Here is a 15,524-nt window from a genome sequence, read left to right as displayed (position 1 = left end):
ACCATATTTGTTATTATTATTTCATTTGGATGAATGTATTCACTTCATTGCGTTTTACATCGTCCTGTTCATAAATTCCCCGTGCTACAGCTGTAACCGTTTTAGAGCCCGGTTTTTTTAATCCGCGCATCGTCATGCACATATGTTCCGCTTCCACGACAACATATACACCTTTTGGATTTAGCATTTCCATAATTGTATCCGCTACAGTTGATGTAATACGTTCCTGAAGTTGAGGGCGGCGTGCTACCGATTCCAGGCAGCGTCCAAGTTTACTTAAACCTGCAACTTTTCCGTCTTTCGGAATGTAGGCAATATGGGCTGTTCCATAAAACGGAACTAAATGATGTTCGCACATTGAATAAAATGGAATATCCTTCACTAATACAAGTTCTTCATGATCTTCATGGAATACAGTGCTGAAATAATCACGCGGATCTTCTTGTAAGCCGCTGAACATTTCCGCATACATTTTTGAAACACGTTTTGGTGTATCCAGTAATCCTTCACGCGCCACATCTTCCCCCACTGCTTCCAAAATCATCTTTACTGCTTCTTCTATCTTTTTTAAATCGACATTTGACATGAAACAAATTCCTCCTACAAACCAAAACGTTTATTATGTATAAATCTATATGAAATCAATTTTTATTCTATTTGAATTTTTCACTGCTTGATAATCCCTATACGAAAAAGGTTAAATACACTCTTGAATCGTAGCACATTAAGCTCATAAGTTCAAAACAGTTCTACTATTTTTAGCATAGTTGGTTAAAAACAACTGAAATGAACAGATGGGCTGAAGCGCGCGTTCATCTCAGAGTGGGCAAAACGCCACTACCTTGTGGCAAACCCCCATGACTCACTTCATGTGAGCCGCTAGACTAGGAGGTCCCGACGTAAAAGTAAACGCTTCACTGGTTTTGGAAGAGGGTCCTAATGGTGCGAGAAGCTGGCACTTGAGCCTGGACGTAAAAAAGAGCAGCTCCCAGTTAGACTGAGAGCTGCTCTATGTACCTCGAGAAACTGAATTATTTTACAGCGTCCTTAAGTGCTTTACCTGGCTTGAAAGCAGGTACTTTAGAAGCAGCAATTTCGATTTCTTTACCCGTTTGCGGGTTACGACCTTTACGTGCTGCGCGCTCACGAACTTCAAAGTTACCAAAACCGATTAATTGTACTTTGTCACCCTTTGCAAGAGCATCTTGAATTGTATCAAATACAGCTTCAACTGCTTTAGAAGCGTCTTTTTTAGAAAGACCTGCAGCTTCAGCAACAGAGTTTACTAATTCTGTTTTATTCACACCATTCACCTCCTCTCAAAGGGTCATGAATCTAAATCCTGTAAAAAGATTAACATACAGAAAACCGCGACGCAACTGAATTCCTCCATGTTTTATATATATTTCATCATTTTTCGAAAAAAAACTAAAATTACAGGACAATTCACCTATAAAAGTGAACAGCCCTGTAATCTCTCGTATTTCATATTCAGTTATTATGTTAGATAATAAATGTAATTAAACCTCTTTCACCTTCATTTATCAATCTTTCGAGCATTAGACGCATTCTGTTTTTCGCATGTGTCGGAACACTTTTCATTTTGAAACGAATACTTTCCGTCAGCACTTCATGAAGCGGAGTCCCGAACAGTTGCGTTTGCCATAATGCCTGGCGATCAAATTCATAGGCATGCTGCAAATCTTTCAGCAGATGCTGACTATGGAATTCAGATCCGATCAATGGTGAGAATTCCGCTTCCATATCAATTCTAATAATATGATAAGAAGGAGCTTTCGCCTTCATGCGGACCCCATAGAAATTGTTTTGTTCAATCAGTTCCGGCTCGCTCGGATCAAATTCATCCATCGCAGGCAATGTGACACCATAACCGTGTTCCTTCGCCTGTTCAATCGCATCGCGGAATCTTCTCTGTGCCGCTTTTGCCTCTGAAGCTTCCTTAATAAATAGGAGCCATTCTTTCTTTGTATCGACCGGTTTTTCGAGAAATTCGGTACACGTTTCCTTATAGTAATCGTTGTGAATGTTGACACGTAATGTTGCAATCCCCTGTCCAGCATCAATATTTTCAACGGTGCAACTTTCTACAAAATCGATTTCACGAAGCAGTTGACTTGCTGCTTCCACATCACGGATTTTCATTGCATCATCCTGTAATTGCGCCGTCGCAAATGCCAATGTTTCATTTAAATGATGAGTATCATCCAAAACATCCAACCAATCCGGTTTTTCCACTTGAATTTCATTTACATTAAACTCAAATAACGCTTCTTGCAAAATGAGCATTACATCGCTCAACTGCATATGTTGAATGGCCGTCGGAATAACAGGAACATCATATTTTTGTGCCAGGGTATTCTGTAATTGCAAGGTTTCGGCTGAATGCGGTGTTGTACTATTCAGCACAATGACAAAAGGTTTTCCGATCTCTGTAAGTTGCTCAATAATTTGCTGTTCGGCTTTTTCCACCGCCGCTCGCGACATGCCATTTACCGTTCCGTCAGTTGTCACAACAATTCCGATATTGGCATGGTCCCGAATTACTTTGTCGGTACCGATTTTAGCAGCCTCCTGAAACGCTATCGCTTCATTATGCCAAGGTGTTTGCACAAACTTCGGTCCTGACTCATCCTCATAGCCTTTTGCGCCATCAATCACATAGCCAACACAATCTACCAATCTTACGCGAAACGGTATTGCACTTTCCCCAAAGGCAACCGTAGTTCCCTGTGCTGGGACAAACTTTGGTTCAGCCGTCATAATTGTAGGTCCAGGTGAACTTTGTGGTAGTTCATCCATCGCCCGCATGCGGTCCTCGGCATTTTCGATATTAGGTAAAATCACGCCTTCCATTACCTTTTTAACAAACGTCGATTTCCCTACCCTAACAGGTCCTACAACGCCGATATAAAGATCACCATTCGTACGTTCTGCCAATTGCTGAAAAATATGCTCGCTAATTGTATTGCCTCCTTTATATACCGTAATCTTCTCCAATTAGAAGTATTCATTATCAAAACACTATATGTACTGACATTTTTAAATATGAAAAAGGCGTGCAGAAAGATTTAACTTTTTACACACCTTTTACTGTTTATTTTTCAGTCGGATCATACATAATGACAGGCTCATTGTTTTCATCTACCGTATACGGCAATGAGTAAGCAGGAACGACCGGGAAGTTTTCCACAAGAATTTCACGAATATCGTCACCCGGTTCCGCTGTAATATTGTTGTCTTTCATATAAGTATATAAATCGATTGAATAATCGACATACAGATCCCCTTCAGCAGACACGACAATCGGTAATTGATTGTTTGAATAGGGACTTTGTACAGTTATATCTTCTTTATAGCCAATATTCTTAAAATTAACTGTATAAACGTGCTCCACTACTTTATCTTTAAATTGCGGATAGGTTGTTCCTTTGAAGCGGATATTAATTTCACGAATACGTTCCGGAGTGCGCAGATCAACGAGCTTTACAGTTGGATTTTCTTCCGGATCCCAAATAATGTACTGAAAAATGCCGCCCTTCTCATAGGAATTTGCCGGCGGGGATCCAATATATTTCGGAATCAGTTTTTCAAAATCTATTAAGTATTTAATGAAGATGTCTGTATCCTGGTCGCGCGTTTTAATCGGAAGGACCCCTGTATCTTCACGATATTCATTGACCGCACGCTGTACACCCGCAAGCATATCGACATCCGGCCTTAAACTGGACTGGTCAAAATTTGTCGTTGAGCCGCACCCAGACAATAAAATGACCATCGATAAAAGAACAAACCATTTTGATAATTTCATGATATGTATTTCCCCCTATATTAGTTCGGCCATGTAAGCACGACAAGAACCATTAGCAATGTGCCGATAAAAAACATGACGTAGGCAACTAATTTCAATAAAAATGACAAAACCATATTATGTATCCACTTGCGGACTGCCGTAATAATAAGAATTGATACTAACAGTAAACCGATCGAATAAAAAGAAACCCACATAACATCTAACGCATGCATGCTCGCTAATGGGCCACGTGCAGAATTTAAGAGTAAATTTGATAGTGGATTCATGAGCTGCAGAGTATGTTGCACTATTAAAACCGCCTTTCCATTTATTGTTGATACCGGTAATAATTATAGCCTTTTCAAGGTAAAAAAAACAGGAGGCATACAAGTATCCCTCCTTATTTGTGACAAAATATTAAATTAATGGCTCTTCACCAAAAATGGAGGACGACAAAAAATTTTTCTTTTGAGCCGCTCTGCTCCATTTCGGCGGACGCTTTCCGCGGTTATTGCTCCAACTATATTACCGGTACCTAGACGGCGGCACCGGTCATTGGATTTTCCGCGCATGCTGCCCCCGCAGGAGTGTGCCGCCTGTACTCAACGCCACTACTATCTTTTCAACCAAGGTGGAGCTGTTTTTCCTATGGTAGCAATTCTTATATAAATTCGTGGATGTTTTATTGCTTCAAGCTTATTTACGAGGGCAGAACGTTATATTAAAAGCAACCTCAAAATATGGATGATGATCCACATTGATTGAAAATGAATACGTGCTCTTGCTGTAGATACGTCATCCGCTGCTTGTTCAGCTCATCTCATCAATTTCGCTCTTTTTCGTGCGCAGCATTAATGATTCGACCAATGCTCTCGGTTCCAGATTATTAAACAACACATCATACAGCGCTGATGTGATCGGCATTGAGACATCGTATTTTTTTGAGAGCTGGTATGTAGCCTTTGTTGTACGTACTCCTTCTACAACCATCCCCATCTCATCCAATACTTGTTCAAGCTTCATTCCTTTGCCGAGCATATTGCCTGCGCGCCAGTTTCGGGAATGGACACTCGTACATGTCACGATCAAATCGCCCATCCCTGTCAGTCCGGCAAATGTAAATGGGTTTCCCCCCATTTTTACACCGAGACGCGTAATTTCAGCGAGACCGCGTGTTATTAAAGCAGCCTTTGCGTTATCACCAAAGTCCAGACCATCCGTCATTCCAGCAGCCAGTGCAATGACGTTTTTCAGTGCCCCGCCTATTTCAACGCCAATTACATCATCATTCGTGTAGACACGCAAATACTGATTCATAAATAAATCCTGCACTTTTTCTGCAGCTTCTAAGTTTTCACATGCAGCCGTTACTGTTGTCGGATGTTTTAAAACAACTTCCTCCGCGTGTGATGGACCGGATAAAACTACGATGTCACTTACCGCATTTTCATCAAGGCTTTCCTTCATCAGCTCTGAAATACGCATTAATGTATCCGGCTCAATCCCTTTCGAAACATGAACAAATAATGCTTTTTCAGTTAAATACGCCGAGATTTTGCCGCAGACTTCCCGTATTCCTTTAGTCGGTACTGCCATAACGATAGTAGAACCGTGTTTTGCAGCCTCTTCTAAATTTGAAGTCGCCTTTAAATTACTTGGTAAAATCGTATTCGGCAAATATTTTCTATTTGTGTGCTGTTCATTAATTTCAGTTGCCTGATCTTCGCGATGCGACCAAATCAACGTATTATGACCGTTTTCCGCTAAAACAATGGCCAGTGCCGTTCCCCAGGAACCTGCTCCTAAAACTACTACATTTTCCATTAAAAAACCCCCAATTCCACTTAAAGTCTGTTGAAAATTTATCCTTCAAGTCAAACCCTATTATGAACAAAAACGCTAGTTCATTTGCATAAACTAGCGCCCTTTTTTATTGATTTTAGTCACGAGCACGTGTAATTAGGCGTATTGGAGTTCCTTCAAAGTCGAAAGTTTCTCGAATACGGTTTTCTAAAAAGCGCTCGTATGAGAAGTGCATCATTTCCGGTTCATTTACGAATACAACGAATGTCGGCGGTTTAATCGCCACTTGTGTCGCATAGTAAATACGTAAACGTTTACCTTTATCTGTCGGTGCCGGATTACGTGCGATTGAATCTTCAATTACTTCGTTTAGAATTGATGATTGGATACGCATCGCATGGTTTTCACTAACACGCTTAATAATCGGTAAAATATTGAGGACACGCTGTTTCGTTTTCGCCGAAACGAAAATGATCGGTGCATAATCTAAAAACAGGAAATGTTCACGAATTTGCTCTGTAAAGATATTCATCGTTTTCTCGTCTTTTTCGATCGCATCCCATTTGTTTACAACAATAATAACCGCTTTACCAGCTTCATGTGCATAGCCGGCGATTTTCTTATCCTGCTCCTGAATGCCTTCATCCGCATTCAGAACGACTAAAACAACGTCTGAACGCTCGATAGCGCGCAGTGCACGTAGAACTGAGTATTTTTCTGTTGATTCATAGACTTTCCCTTTTTTACGCATACCTGCTGTATCAATGATGACATAATCTTGTCCATCATATGAGTACGGAGAGTCAATTGCATCACGCGTTGTCCCTTGAATTTCACTTACAATAACACGATCCTGACCTAAAAAGGCATTAACGAGTGAAGATTTTCCGACATTCGGACGCCCGATCAGTGAGAATTTAATTGTATCCTCATCGTATTGTTCTTCATCCGGCTGCGGGAAGTGTTTGGCACATTCGTCCAATAAATCCCCTAAACCTAAACCGTGCGAACCTGAAATTGGCCAAGGCTCGCCGAAACCTAATGAATAGAAGTCATAAATCATATGACGCATATCCGGGTTGTCGATTTTGTTGATTGCCAAGACAACCGGTTTTTTTGTTTTATATAAAATTCTTGCTACTTGCTCATCTGCAGCTGTAACACCTTCACGTCCATTTGTCATGAAAATAATAACGTCCGCCTCATCAATTGCAATTTCAGCCTGTTGACGAATCTGCTCTAAAAACGGCTCGTCCCCAATTTCAATACCACCAGTGTCGATAATATTAAATTCATGTGCTAGCCAATCAGCCGAACTATAAATACGGTCACGTGTTACACCTGGAATATCTTCCACGATCGATACACGCTCTCCAACAATTCGGTTAAAAATTGTCGATTTACCTACGTTCGGACGTCCTACGATGGCGATTACTGGTTTTGTCATCTGTACTTCATCCTTCCAAACTCTTGTCTTTCCGTATTATACACGAATTTGACTATTATATCATTTTTTCGCAACATTCAAAATCGATTTCGTTTTTTATCGGCAAGGTTTTTCGCCTGTGCTGGTGAATAGTCGCTGTTTGGCTAAATTCATGTCATGATTGGCTAAATTTAACTCGGCGCTGACTAAAAACCCCCGATTATTGACTAAATCCCAACCAAATTTGACTAAATCCGTCCGATCTACTCCAAAAAAAACCGCCCATATAAGCTATCATTACATGGGCGGTTTTCATAGTATTATTTTTTAAATCCTTTTAGCTGATCACCGATGACATCGCTGAATGAGAAGCCTTTATTTTCTTCAGGCAGCTCGTAATCGAAATCTTCGTCGCTTGCCGAATCTTCCTGCAATGCTTTAATGCTCAGTGCAAGGCGTTTTTCCGCTTCATTTACCTCAAGTACTTTTACTTCCACCTCTTGGCCGTCTTTTAAGACTTCATGCGGTGTCGTAATATGCTTGTGGGAAATTTGAGAAATATGGACAAGTCCTTCTACTCCAGGGAACACCTCTACAAATGCGCCGAATGTAACAAGACGTTTTACTGTCCCTGTTAAAATTGCGCCTTTAGAAGCCTTCTCTTCAATGTCTGTCCACGGACCAGGCAACGTATCTTTGATCGATAATGAAACACGCTCATTCGGAATATCCACTGACAGTACTTTTACAGTAACAGATTGTCCTTCCTGTAATACCGTAGAAATATCTTCAACATGTTCATGCGCTACTTGCGAAATGTGGACTAATCCATCGATGCCGCCCAAATCAATGAACGCACCGAATTTCGCCAACCGCTGAACCGTACCTTCCAGCATGTCACCCTGGTGGATGTTTTGAATCACTTGTTGCTTTTTCGACGCTTTTTCTTCATCCAGTACTGCACGATGAGATAAAATGAGTCGGCCTTTTTCTTTATCTAACTCTGTAATTTTTAAACGTAAAGTTTTGCCTTTGTAATCCTCAAAATCTTCGACAAAATAATCTTCAACGAGTGAAGCCGGAACGAAACCGCGCACGCCTAAATCGACGACAAGTCCGCCTTTCACAACATCTTTCACTTCTGCTTCGAATACTTCACCAGATTCGAATTTTGCTTTTAATTCATCCCACGCATGCAGTGCATCCACCTTGCGTTTTGATAATACAAAATTCTCTTCTTCAACTTTCGTAATCATAAGCTCTAGCTGATCGCCAACTGAAACTATATCAGAAGCTTTTTCAATGTGTAAGCTTGAAAGTTCGCTAATAGGTATAATCCCGTCGAAAGGTGCCCCCTCGATCGAAACCGTTACTGACTTCTCTTCAACCTGTTCAGCAACACCTTTCACAATATCTCCTTCTTGAAATTTTTGGTTTGACCCTAAATTCATTTCCTCAGACATATGTAGCCCTCCTTCGCGTATTCCACTTTTATTTTATTCGATAAGTTCTACAAAGACAAAAAATAACCCTTTATTTTCAGAAATTTCGTACGTTAGCTTCATTTTTCAATAGCGTTTACTGCATTTTTTGCTGCGCTAATTTCAAAATTTCCTGTGCCGCCTCATCAATTGATAAATGCGTCGTATCTAAAAATAAAGCATCTTCCGCCTGGATAAGTGGGGAAGCTTCACGTTCACTATCCAGCTTGTCCCGCAATGCAATTTCCTTCTGTAATGATTCGATTGTTGAAGGAATACCGCGGCGTTCATTATCCAGGAAGCGTCGGTGTGCACGTTCTTCCACTGTAGCTGACATGTAGATTTTAAGCTCAGCATCTTTTAAAACATGCGTTGCAATATCACGGCCATCCATGACAACTCCACCGTCAGCAGCCAGCTTTTGCTGCATTGCTACAAGAATTTCACGTATATTGGCATGTGCAGCAACTTCTGAAACATTTGCGGTAACTTCATTTGAACGGATCGCCTGTGACACATCTTGTCCATCAACAAAAACGAGTTGTCCCTGCTCCGACGGTTTTAATGTTATCGCCGTTTGCTGCAGCATTTTTTCAATCGCTCCTGCGTCATGTAATTGTATGTTTTCTTTCATCGCTTTATACGTCACTGCCCGATACATTGCACCTGTGTCGATATATGTAAATCGAAGTGCTTCGGCTACAATTTTTGCAATGGTACTTTTCCCCGCACCTGCAGGACCATCAATTGCAATTTGAATTTTTTTCATCATAATTAACTCCCTACTTTCCGTTTGCTATTGTATCATAACCGAAAAATTTTTTACCTTCTTTACGCTATATTTTTTTGAAAAAACTGCTGCCTGCAACAATGCTGACTTTCTTCCGTGAACTTTGTTTCCATTATTTAAAACAGGCAGAAACATAATGCAAAATGCCATTTTTCTCCAAGGAAAAATGGCATTTTTTTGCTGTGTGAAAAATATCCGTGTTTATATAAGCATTTTATAAATCTAAGTTCTAGCCAATCTAGCTTATAATTCATTCATTTCTTTTTTACGGATCATTACTTGCCGTTCGAAGCAGAAACGGACAATCTGCTGCTTATCATAATCATCTGTATCCGTGAAATTCAGTGATGCCAACTTCATTTCATTACGTTCGAACATGTTCACGACTCTCGCATCTGTTTCGACATAGCGTATTTCGCCATTAACAAACGGCAGTACGACAAAAGCCTTTACTATATCACCTTCAGTAAAATTGACCGGTGATTTAATATGAATCAATGTCCCCCCGGCACTAATGTCTTCGGCCGCAAACTGTAATTTCTGTCCATCATGTTCTACGGCAATATCTACTGGTGTTTCCACCCGAACGTATTCACGTCGCTGGATTTTAATAAACTCTTCAGCCGGTGGACATGCAAGCAGTATCATTTGAACATTGCCGCTTTTACGTCCTAAAACTTCCGTATTAAAGCTGTAACTTTCTTTTTTTTCAGTAATGAATGTTGCACGAAATTGTGCACCATCAACTAAAAATGCGATTTTTTTTGTTGCCGTATTAATTGGATAATCGATAAAAATTATATTGTCCTGTCTATCGACAACACGACATTTAAATTTTTCGACCCTTTCCGTATAGGTTGGCTCCAGCGTCAGTTGTGTTCCAATTTTCAGTTCCATTTGCCTCTCCCCATAAGAAATTATTGATACTTTATTATCTCATGGGAATGTAAATATAGCTATATTTTTACAATTAATTTTGCTGAACCATACACCCTTGCACCTGATACATGGCACTAAAATACTTTTTCATTTTTAATTACTTCATGTGTTTCCGTATCGATGACAACACGGTACGTATCCTGTGTCTTATTGTCGAGCCTTGCAATAACCTCATAACATTTACGAAGTTCCAGATTGCCATTGCCAGTATAAATTTTTTGCACTTGTTCAACACCTACATGATCGGCAAAAAAGTTATCCCAATCAATCGGTACTTCGCTTTGCTCTTTAATTTTTTCTTCCTGAATATATTCCATTGCGTTGACACCCAAAATCTCCGCGTTATCCTTAGCGATTTTCACTTGAATACTATCCGGGTAAATTAAAGCCTCATCCTCTCCGTACACTCTCGTAAATACGAGATGCCACGCTTCGTGGTTTTCTCGTGATTCGGAAAGCTTCACATCCGTGTATCCCACTTTGTTCATAAAACTTTTTGCTGTATTTAAGATTTCTTCATGTGAACGTGGCTCCTTTTTGACCGGACGTTCAAGCAGGAACGAAAGAAGATGACCGCCATTTTCTGTTATGTCGGCATACCCGATTTTGGAACCGCGGATAAATTGTATGTGATAGAACGGGTATGGTGCATCATCACTGCTTTTTGTGACCGTTACAATGGCATCATCGATTTTCGGGAAAAATTTTTTGAATTTTTGAATGGCTTCGTTTTTCGTAATTTTTTTATCTTTTAGATGCTGTAACTCGCGTTTTTTTTCATAATCCGATTCACTGGCCGTTAATGGAAAATCCGTTTCATTATATGTTTTCAGTTGTTTCGATGCATTCATGAATGGCGACTCTTTTAAATCGGTCGTATGATTATTGGACCATTTTTTTAAATTGCCATCATTTTCATAAAATGCAACTGTCGCAATATTCCATTCCTCGGCGAATGCATGTAAATTGGAAGCTACTGTTCCCATTTTCTTGCGCCAACTTTCGTAGTCTCCTGTTGCAGCCGCCTGTTTTGCATTATCACCGATTTTCCCTAAATAACGCATCCATTCATTTTGTACTTCTGCCTGGATCGGCAAATTCGCGACAGTTTTTCTTAAATCACTGCTCAGCCGCCAGATGGAGTCCAATTCATTATTTAATGCATTTTCATCCTGAAAAAGTAGAGATTGCTCCACTGTTGTATGCAATGTCGATAATTTTTCAGTAGCTGCCGATAAATCTCTTGATTGCGTTGCATAAACAGCTCGCTCCAAATCCTTATTTTGTGTAAATAGATCAAAGGAAACAAAGGCTAATATGACGACAAATAAACCTAATAAATATGCAAATTTTTTCATGTTTTACCCCCGCCTATAAGCAGAAAATATGCTCACCAATTTGTTTGATTTGAGGTCTTGACCAAATCCAATTACTCGTCGCTGTAACAGGATTAAAATAATACAAAGCATTCTCGGATGGGTCCCAACCGTTGATCGCATCCAATACGGCCTGTTTTGCACGTTCATTCGGAGTAAGCCAAATCTGACCGTCTGCAACAGCCGTGAAAGCTAATGGCTGGAAAATAATTTCCGAAATTGTATCCGGAAATTCCGGAGATTCCAGGCGATTCAGGATTACAGCGGCAACAGCAACTTGTCCTTCATACGGCTCGCCTCGTGCTTCCCCGTATACTGCATTCGCTAAAATTTGCAGGTCCTGATCGGTGTAGCCTGGCGGAAGCTGCATGGAGGTCGTATCGTTTGCACTTTTTCCGCCATTCCCCCCTTTTTTCACCTGATTTTCCAACGCGATTCCGCCATAGTACGTAAAGCTGTTCCCTGCATTGATTTGTTTATGAACCCATGCCTTATCATAATCCGAATTATTCTCCAGCTTTTCCTTTGTTGCCCTTCCGGCAATCCCATCCACCGGTAAGCCGTACTGCTCCTGGAAATTTCGAAGTGCCCAATATGTTCCGTAACCAAATTTCCCGTCAATCTTTCCATTATAGAAACTTAAATATTGAAGTCGTGCCTGTAACTCGATTACATCGTCACCAAATGCACCCCGCTGCACATCCTGACCTGAAAATGCAAATGTATGACTTACAAAACTACTTGATATAATGAATACGAACAAGACGATTTTTTTCACTGACATTTCCACTCCTTTTTCAGTAGGATGGAGAAAATTGAAAAGTTTATACATTGTCAAACTGCTTTTTTAAGAGTGAAGAAAATATTTTCTTCACTTATTTTCATTTGGCTAATCCGTTTTTTACATAGAAAAAGGTTTGCTACAAAAATATTTGTAACAAACCTTTTATAAATTATTGCTGCGGGATAAAGTGAAACTTCAATCAGCGGACTCTTCATCCCGCTGATTCGAAAGAACACAAGCTAAAACCGTCACATCCTGTGACAGCGCTTGTGTGACCAACATCGTATTGGCCCGAACCAATCGGGCTGTTACGGGTAGTTTTGCCTCTGCCGCTACGCTTTCGAGGCAAATAAATTACTACCCGTTGCTGCGGGATAAATGTTCAATTAGATGTTCGTGTGCCTGCTTGACTTTGCGCAATGCAAACGTCCATAAGAATAGCATAAACGGTAACATTACATACATGAAATATTCTTCTAACATTAAAATCGAATTGTACATAATATGCAGTCCTATAGGGGCACAGAGGGCAAGTGCGATATACTTCTTCTGTATTTCATCACTTGAAAACTTCCCCTTTCCGTAATAGTAACCCATTACTACACCGAACAGAGCATGGCTCGAAACCGGTAATAATGCACGCATAAAAGCCTGATCAATTCCGAAAGATAATAGATAGATGACGTTTTCAACAGTCGCAAAACCTAACGATACAGCTGCACCATACAAAATACCGTCGTACGGATCATCAAATTCAATGTGGTGTAATATTACCGCAAGAATAATAAGCCATTTTACGAATTCTTCTATCGAACTGGTAAATACTACATTTATAAAGAACGGATTCGAAAATGTCTGTTCTTCTTTTATAACAAACTGTATGAATAAAACAGGGAATGTAATAACCCCACCATATATAAAGGAATGCAATAATGTTCGCCGTGGTTCGGTATCCATCTCATTGCGTAAATAAAAGTAGCTTAAAAGGGCTAAACCCGGCGCAATCGCTGCTGATAAAAGTATAAACATCATGCCGGCTCCTTTCGATTCTCGACTCCTAATAGTATAGCACTATTTTTTTCATAACAGTGTAGCATACCCAATTTTTGTCTAGAAAATATAAAAACTCGGCTGATTTTTCCACCGAGTTTTTAGCATTAATGCATAAATGTATCAAAATTCGTGTTGCCGTTTGCAATCATCAACAGGAGCTTCAATCGAGCTTTCTTCGGATCAAAATCCCCTCCCATAATAACACCGCTATCTTTCAAGTAGTTCGCACTACTGTAATAATCATAAGTCGGGAAAACACGCCCTTCTTCTGTCGATGTCGTCAATACGACTTTCGTTCCCCTTTGACAAAGCTTTTCGATTGCACCCATCATATTCGGGGCAACTTGACCGCGGCCTGCTCCGACAAGTACCACACCCTCGACATTTGCTTCGTAAAGGGCATCCAATATGATGGAACTTGCGCCTAAATACGCAAATACAATCTCGACAGCAGGATAACTTTCTTTTATTTCATATACTTCCTTATGGGTCGGCTTCTGGTAAATGATTACTTCATCGTTATCGATAAAGCCAAGCATTCCATAGCCAATGGCACCAAAACCGTTAATACTTGAAGAATGCATTTTCTTTACGTATCTGGAATGAATGATTTTTTCATTAAAGACGACACACACGCCTATATTTTTCGCCTCTTCATTTGAGGCAACCAATAAAGAATTACGCAGATTCGAATATACATCTGTACCAATGTCGCCAGGCGATTTTTGTGAACCTGTTACGATTATCGGACGGTCATCGTGTATTGTCAGCTCTAAAAAATAGGCTGTCTCCTCTAAGCTATCCGTACCATGTGTAATGACAATTCCACTCACTGATTGATCGTTGAAGACATTTTTGATCGTTTGATTCAGTAGATTTAAATTATCGAATGTCATATGCATCGATGGTATTTGATAGAGATCAATCAGTTCAATATCCATCTCATTTTCCAGCTGGCACATTGATAAAATGGCTTGACCATCAAGTTTACCGGACTCGAGCTTATTTTTCTTATTGCGTGTACTCGCAATCGTTCCACCTGTCGTAATAAGCACTACTTTTTTCTTCATATCATTCACCCCTTATGTAGTTTGACGAGCAATTTTTTGTGCGATCATATTACCATGAAAGCGGCCGTTTTCAATAAAGATTTCATTTGCATTATTACCTGCAGCAATTACACCGGCAATAAATAGATTTTCTACATTTGTTTCCATTGTTTCAGGATCGAATGTCGGTCTACCGGTTTGTTCATCAATATCAACGCCCATTTCACGGATGAAGCGATGGTCAGGGTGGTAACCGGTCATTGCAAATACAATATCATTATCAATTATTTCAGTTTGGCCTTCTATTACTACAACGACTTCGTTTTCTCGAATTTCTTTTACTTCAGTATTAAAGTGCATTGTAATTTCCCCTTCACGGACAAGCCCAAGAAATTCCGGCAATACCCATGGCTTAATGCTCGGGGAATAATCATTCCCGCGATAAATGACCGTCACATGTGCGCCTGCCTTGTTAAGCTCCAACGCAGCATCGATTGCAGAATTTTTGCCGCCGATTACAAGCACTTTCAAATCAAAAAACGGGTGCCCTTCTTTAAAATAATGATGAACTTTCGGCAAACTTTCTCCTGGTATATTCAAATAGTTCGGATGATCGTAATAGCCTGTCGCAATGATTACATACGGTGTTTCATAGCTGTCTTTATCTGTCTGCACGGTAAATAGATCATCTACCTTTGCAACACTCTTCACTGTTTCAAACCGATTTACTTGAAGTTTTTTTGCTTTCACCACTTCACGATAATAGACAAGTGCCTGATTGCGTTTCGGTTTTCGTTGCTCAATAATAAACGGCACATCACCGATCGCCAGTTTCTCACTCGTACTAAAAAAAGTCTGATGTGTCGGATAATTGTAAATCGCATTGACAATATTACCTTTTTCGATAATGATTGGGGACAATCCGATATTTTGTAGTTCAATTGCAGCAGCTAATCCGCAAGGACCACCACCAACAATGATTGCTTCTACCTTTTGCATACTAACATCTCCT

General features: G+C 40.1%; 15 protein-coding genes. All 15 read right to left on the bottom strand.

Features of this window, described 5'->3' with window-relative positions; genetic code table 11:
- Window positions 1-16: 16 nt before the first annotated feature.
- On the bottom strand, window positions 17-586 hold the full coding sequence (gene folE, locus MKZ25_RS06330; RefSeq protein WP_340800743.1) for a GTP cyclohydrolase I FolE: 570 nt from the start codon (window positions 584-586) through the stop codon (window positions 17-19).
- 445 nt (window positions 587-1,031) lie between these two features.
- Window positions 1,032-1,304, bottom strand: a complete 273-nt coding sequence (locus MKZ25_RS06325) for an HU family DNA-binding protein (RefSeq protein ID WP_004232618.1) — start codon at window positions 1,302-1,304, stop codon at window positions 1,032-1,034.
- A gap of 199 nt (window positions 1,305-1,503) precedes the next feature.
- Window positions 1,504-3,018: a stage IV sporulation protein A gene (spoIVA, locus tag MKZ25_RS06320; RefSeq protein ID WP_340800742.1), complete on the bottom strand. Its 1,515-nt coding sequence runs from the start codon at window positions 3,016-3,018 to the stop codon at window positions 1,504-1,506.
- A gap of 97 nt (window positions 3,019-3,115) precedes the next feature.
- A complete protein-coding gene (locus MKZ25_RS06315; protein ID WP_340800741.1) occupies window positions 3,116-3,829 on the bottom strand; it encodes a hypothetical protein in 714 nt (237 codons plus the stop codon).
- Between the two features lie 20 nt (window positions 3,830-3,849).
- A complete protein-coding gene (locus MKZ25_RS06310) occupies window positions 3,850-4,119 on the bottom strand; it encodes a DUF2768 domain-containing protein (RefSeq protein WP_340800740.1) in 270 nt (89 codons plus the stop codon).
- Between the two features lie 502 nt (window positions 4,120-4,621).
- Window positions 4,622-5,635: an NAD(P)H-dependent glycerol-3-phosphate dehydrogenase gene (locus MKZ25_RS06305; RefSeq protein ID WP_340800739.1), complete on the bottom strand. Its 1,014-nt coding sequence runs from the start codon at window positions 5,633-5,635 to the stop codon at window positions 4,622-4,624.
- 115 nt (window positions 5,636-5,750) lie between these two features.
- The gene (gene der, locus MKZ25_RS06300) at window positions 5,751-7,061 is read right to left on the bottom strand and encodes a ribosome biogenesis GTPase Der (RefSeq protein WP_340800738.1); all 1,311 of its coding nucleotides are present in this window, start codon (window positions 7,059-7,061) and stop codon (window positions 5,751-5,753) included.
- Window positions 7,062-7,360: 299 nt separating this feature from the next.
- Complete coding sequence (gene rpsA, locus MKZ25_RS06295; protein WP_079525839.1) at window positions 7,361-8,503, bottom strand: 30S ribosomal protein S1; 1,143 nt, start codon at window positions 8,501-8,503, stop codon at window positions 7,361-7,363.
- A 115-nt stretch (window positions 8,504-8,618) separates the two neighbouring features.
- Entirely contained in the window at window positions 8,619-9,293 is a 675-nt protein-coding gene (gene cmk, locus MKZ25_RS06290) for a (d)CMP kinase (protein ID WP_340800737.1), read from the bottom strand.
- A 261-nt stretch (window positions 9,294-9,554) separates the two neighbouring features.
- Window positions 9,555-10,208 (bottom strand): flagellar brake protein, encoded by a 654-nt coding sequence (locus MKZ25_RS06285; RefSeq protein WP_340800736.1) that lies wholly within the window; start codon window positions 10,206-10,208, stop codon window positions 9,555-9,557.
- A 116-nt stretch (window positions 10,209-10,324) separates the two neighbouring features.
- Window positions 10,325-11,608 (bottom strand): PepSY1/2 domain-containing protein, encoded by a 1,284-nt coding sequence (locus tag MKZ25_RS06280; RefSeq protein ID WP_340800735.1) that lies wholly within the window; start codon window positions 11,606-11,608, stop codon window positions 10,325-10,327.
- Between the two features lie 13 nt (window positions 11,609-11,621).
- The gene (gene sleB, locus MKZ25_RS06275) at window positions 11,622-12,410 is read right to left on the bottom strand and encodes a spore cortex-lytic enzyme (RefSeq protein ID WP_340800734.1); all 789 of its coding nucleotides are present in this window, start codon (window positions 12,408-12,410) and stop codon (window positions 11,622-11,624) included.
- Window positions 12,411-12,767: 357 nt separating this feature from the next.
- Complete coding sequence (gene prsW / locus MKZ25_RS06270) at window positions 12,768-13,439, bottom strand: glutamic-type intramembrane protease PrsW (protein WP_340800733.1); 672 nt, start codon at window positions 13,437-13,439, stop codon at window positions 12,768-12,770.
- 128 nt (window positions 13,440-13,567) lie between these two features.
- The gene (locus MKZ25_RS06265) at window positions 13,568-14,533 is read right to left on the bottom strand and encodes an asparaginase (protein WP_340800732.1); all 966 of its coding nucleotides are present in this window, start codon (window positions 14,531-14,533) and stop codon (window positions 13,568-13,570) included.
- A 12-nt stretch (window positions 14,534-14,545) separates the two neighbouring features.
- Entirely contained in the window at window positions 14,546-15,511 is a 966-nt protein-coding gene (locus MKZ25_RS06260) for a YpdA family putative bacillithiol disulfide reductase (RefSeq protein ID WP_340800731.1), read from the bottom strand.
- Window positions 15,512-15,524 lie beyond the last annotated feature (13 nt).

Source organism: Solibacillus sp. FSL W7-1464 (assembly GCF_038004425.1).
GTDB lineage: Bacteria > Bacillota > Bacilli > Bacillales_A > Planococcaceae > Solibacillus.
This window is presented reverse-complemented; position numbering and strand designations above follow the sequence as displayed.

Excerpts from the sequence above, each read along its gene's own strand:
- MKZ25_RS06280 (WP_340800735.1), bottom strand. The coding sequence starts at position 11,608 with ATGAAAAAATTTGCATATTTATTAGGTTTATTTGTCGTCATATTAGCC.
- rpsA (WP_079525839.1), bottom strand. The coding sequence starts at position 8,503 with ATGTCTGAGGAAATGAATTTAGGGTCAAACCAAAAATTTCAAGAAGGA.
- sleB (WP_340800734.1), bottom strand. The coding sequence starts at position 12,410 with ATGTCAGTGAAAAAAATCGTCTTGTTCGTATTCATTATATCAAGTAGT.
- MKZ25_RS06265 (WP_340800732.1), bottom strand. The coding sequence starts at position 14,533 with ATGAAGAAAAAAGTAGTGCTTATTACGACAGGTGGAACGATTGCGAGT.
- MKZ25_RS06285 (WP_340800736.1), bottom strand. The coding sequence starts at position 10,208 with ATGGAACTGAAAATTGGAACACAACTGACGCTGGAGCCAACCTATACG.
- MKZ25_RS06315 (WP_340800741.1), bottom strand. The coding sequence starts at position 3,829 with ATGAAATTATCAAAATGGTTTGTTCTTTTATCGATGGTCATTTTATTG.
- prsW (WP_340800733.1), bottom strand. The coding sequence starts at position 13,439 with ATGTTTATACTTTTATCAGCAGCGATTGCGCCGGGTTTAGCCCTTTTA.
- cmk (WP_340800737.1), bottom strand. The coding sequence starts at position 9,293 with ATGATGAAAAAAATTCAAATTGCAATTGATGGTCCTGCAGGTGCGGGG.
- folE (WP_340800743.1), bottom strand. The coding sequence starts at position 586 with ATGTCAAATGTCGATTTAAAAAAGATAGAAGAAGCAGTAAAGATGATT.
- MKZ25_RS06260 (WP_340800731.1), bottom strand. The coding sequence starts at position 15,511 with ATGCAAAAGGTAGAAGCAATCATTGTTGGTGGTGGTCCTTGCGGATTA.
- der (WP_340800738.1), bottom strand. The coding sequence starts at position 7,061 with ATGACAAAACCAGTAATCGCCATCGTAGGACGTCCGAACGTAGGTAAA.
- MKZ25_RS06305 (WP_340800739.1), bottom strand. The coding sequence starts at position 5,635 with ATGGAAAATGTAGTAGTTTTAGGAGCAGGTTCCTGGGGAACGGCACTG.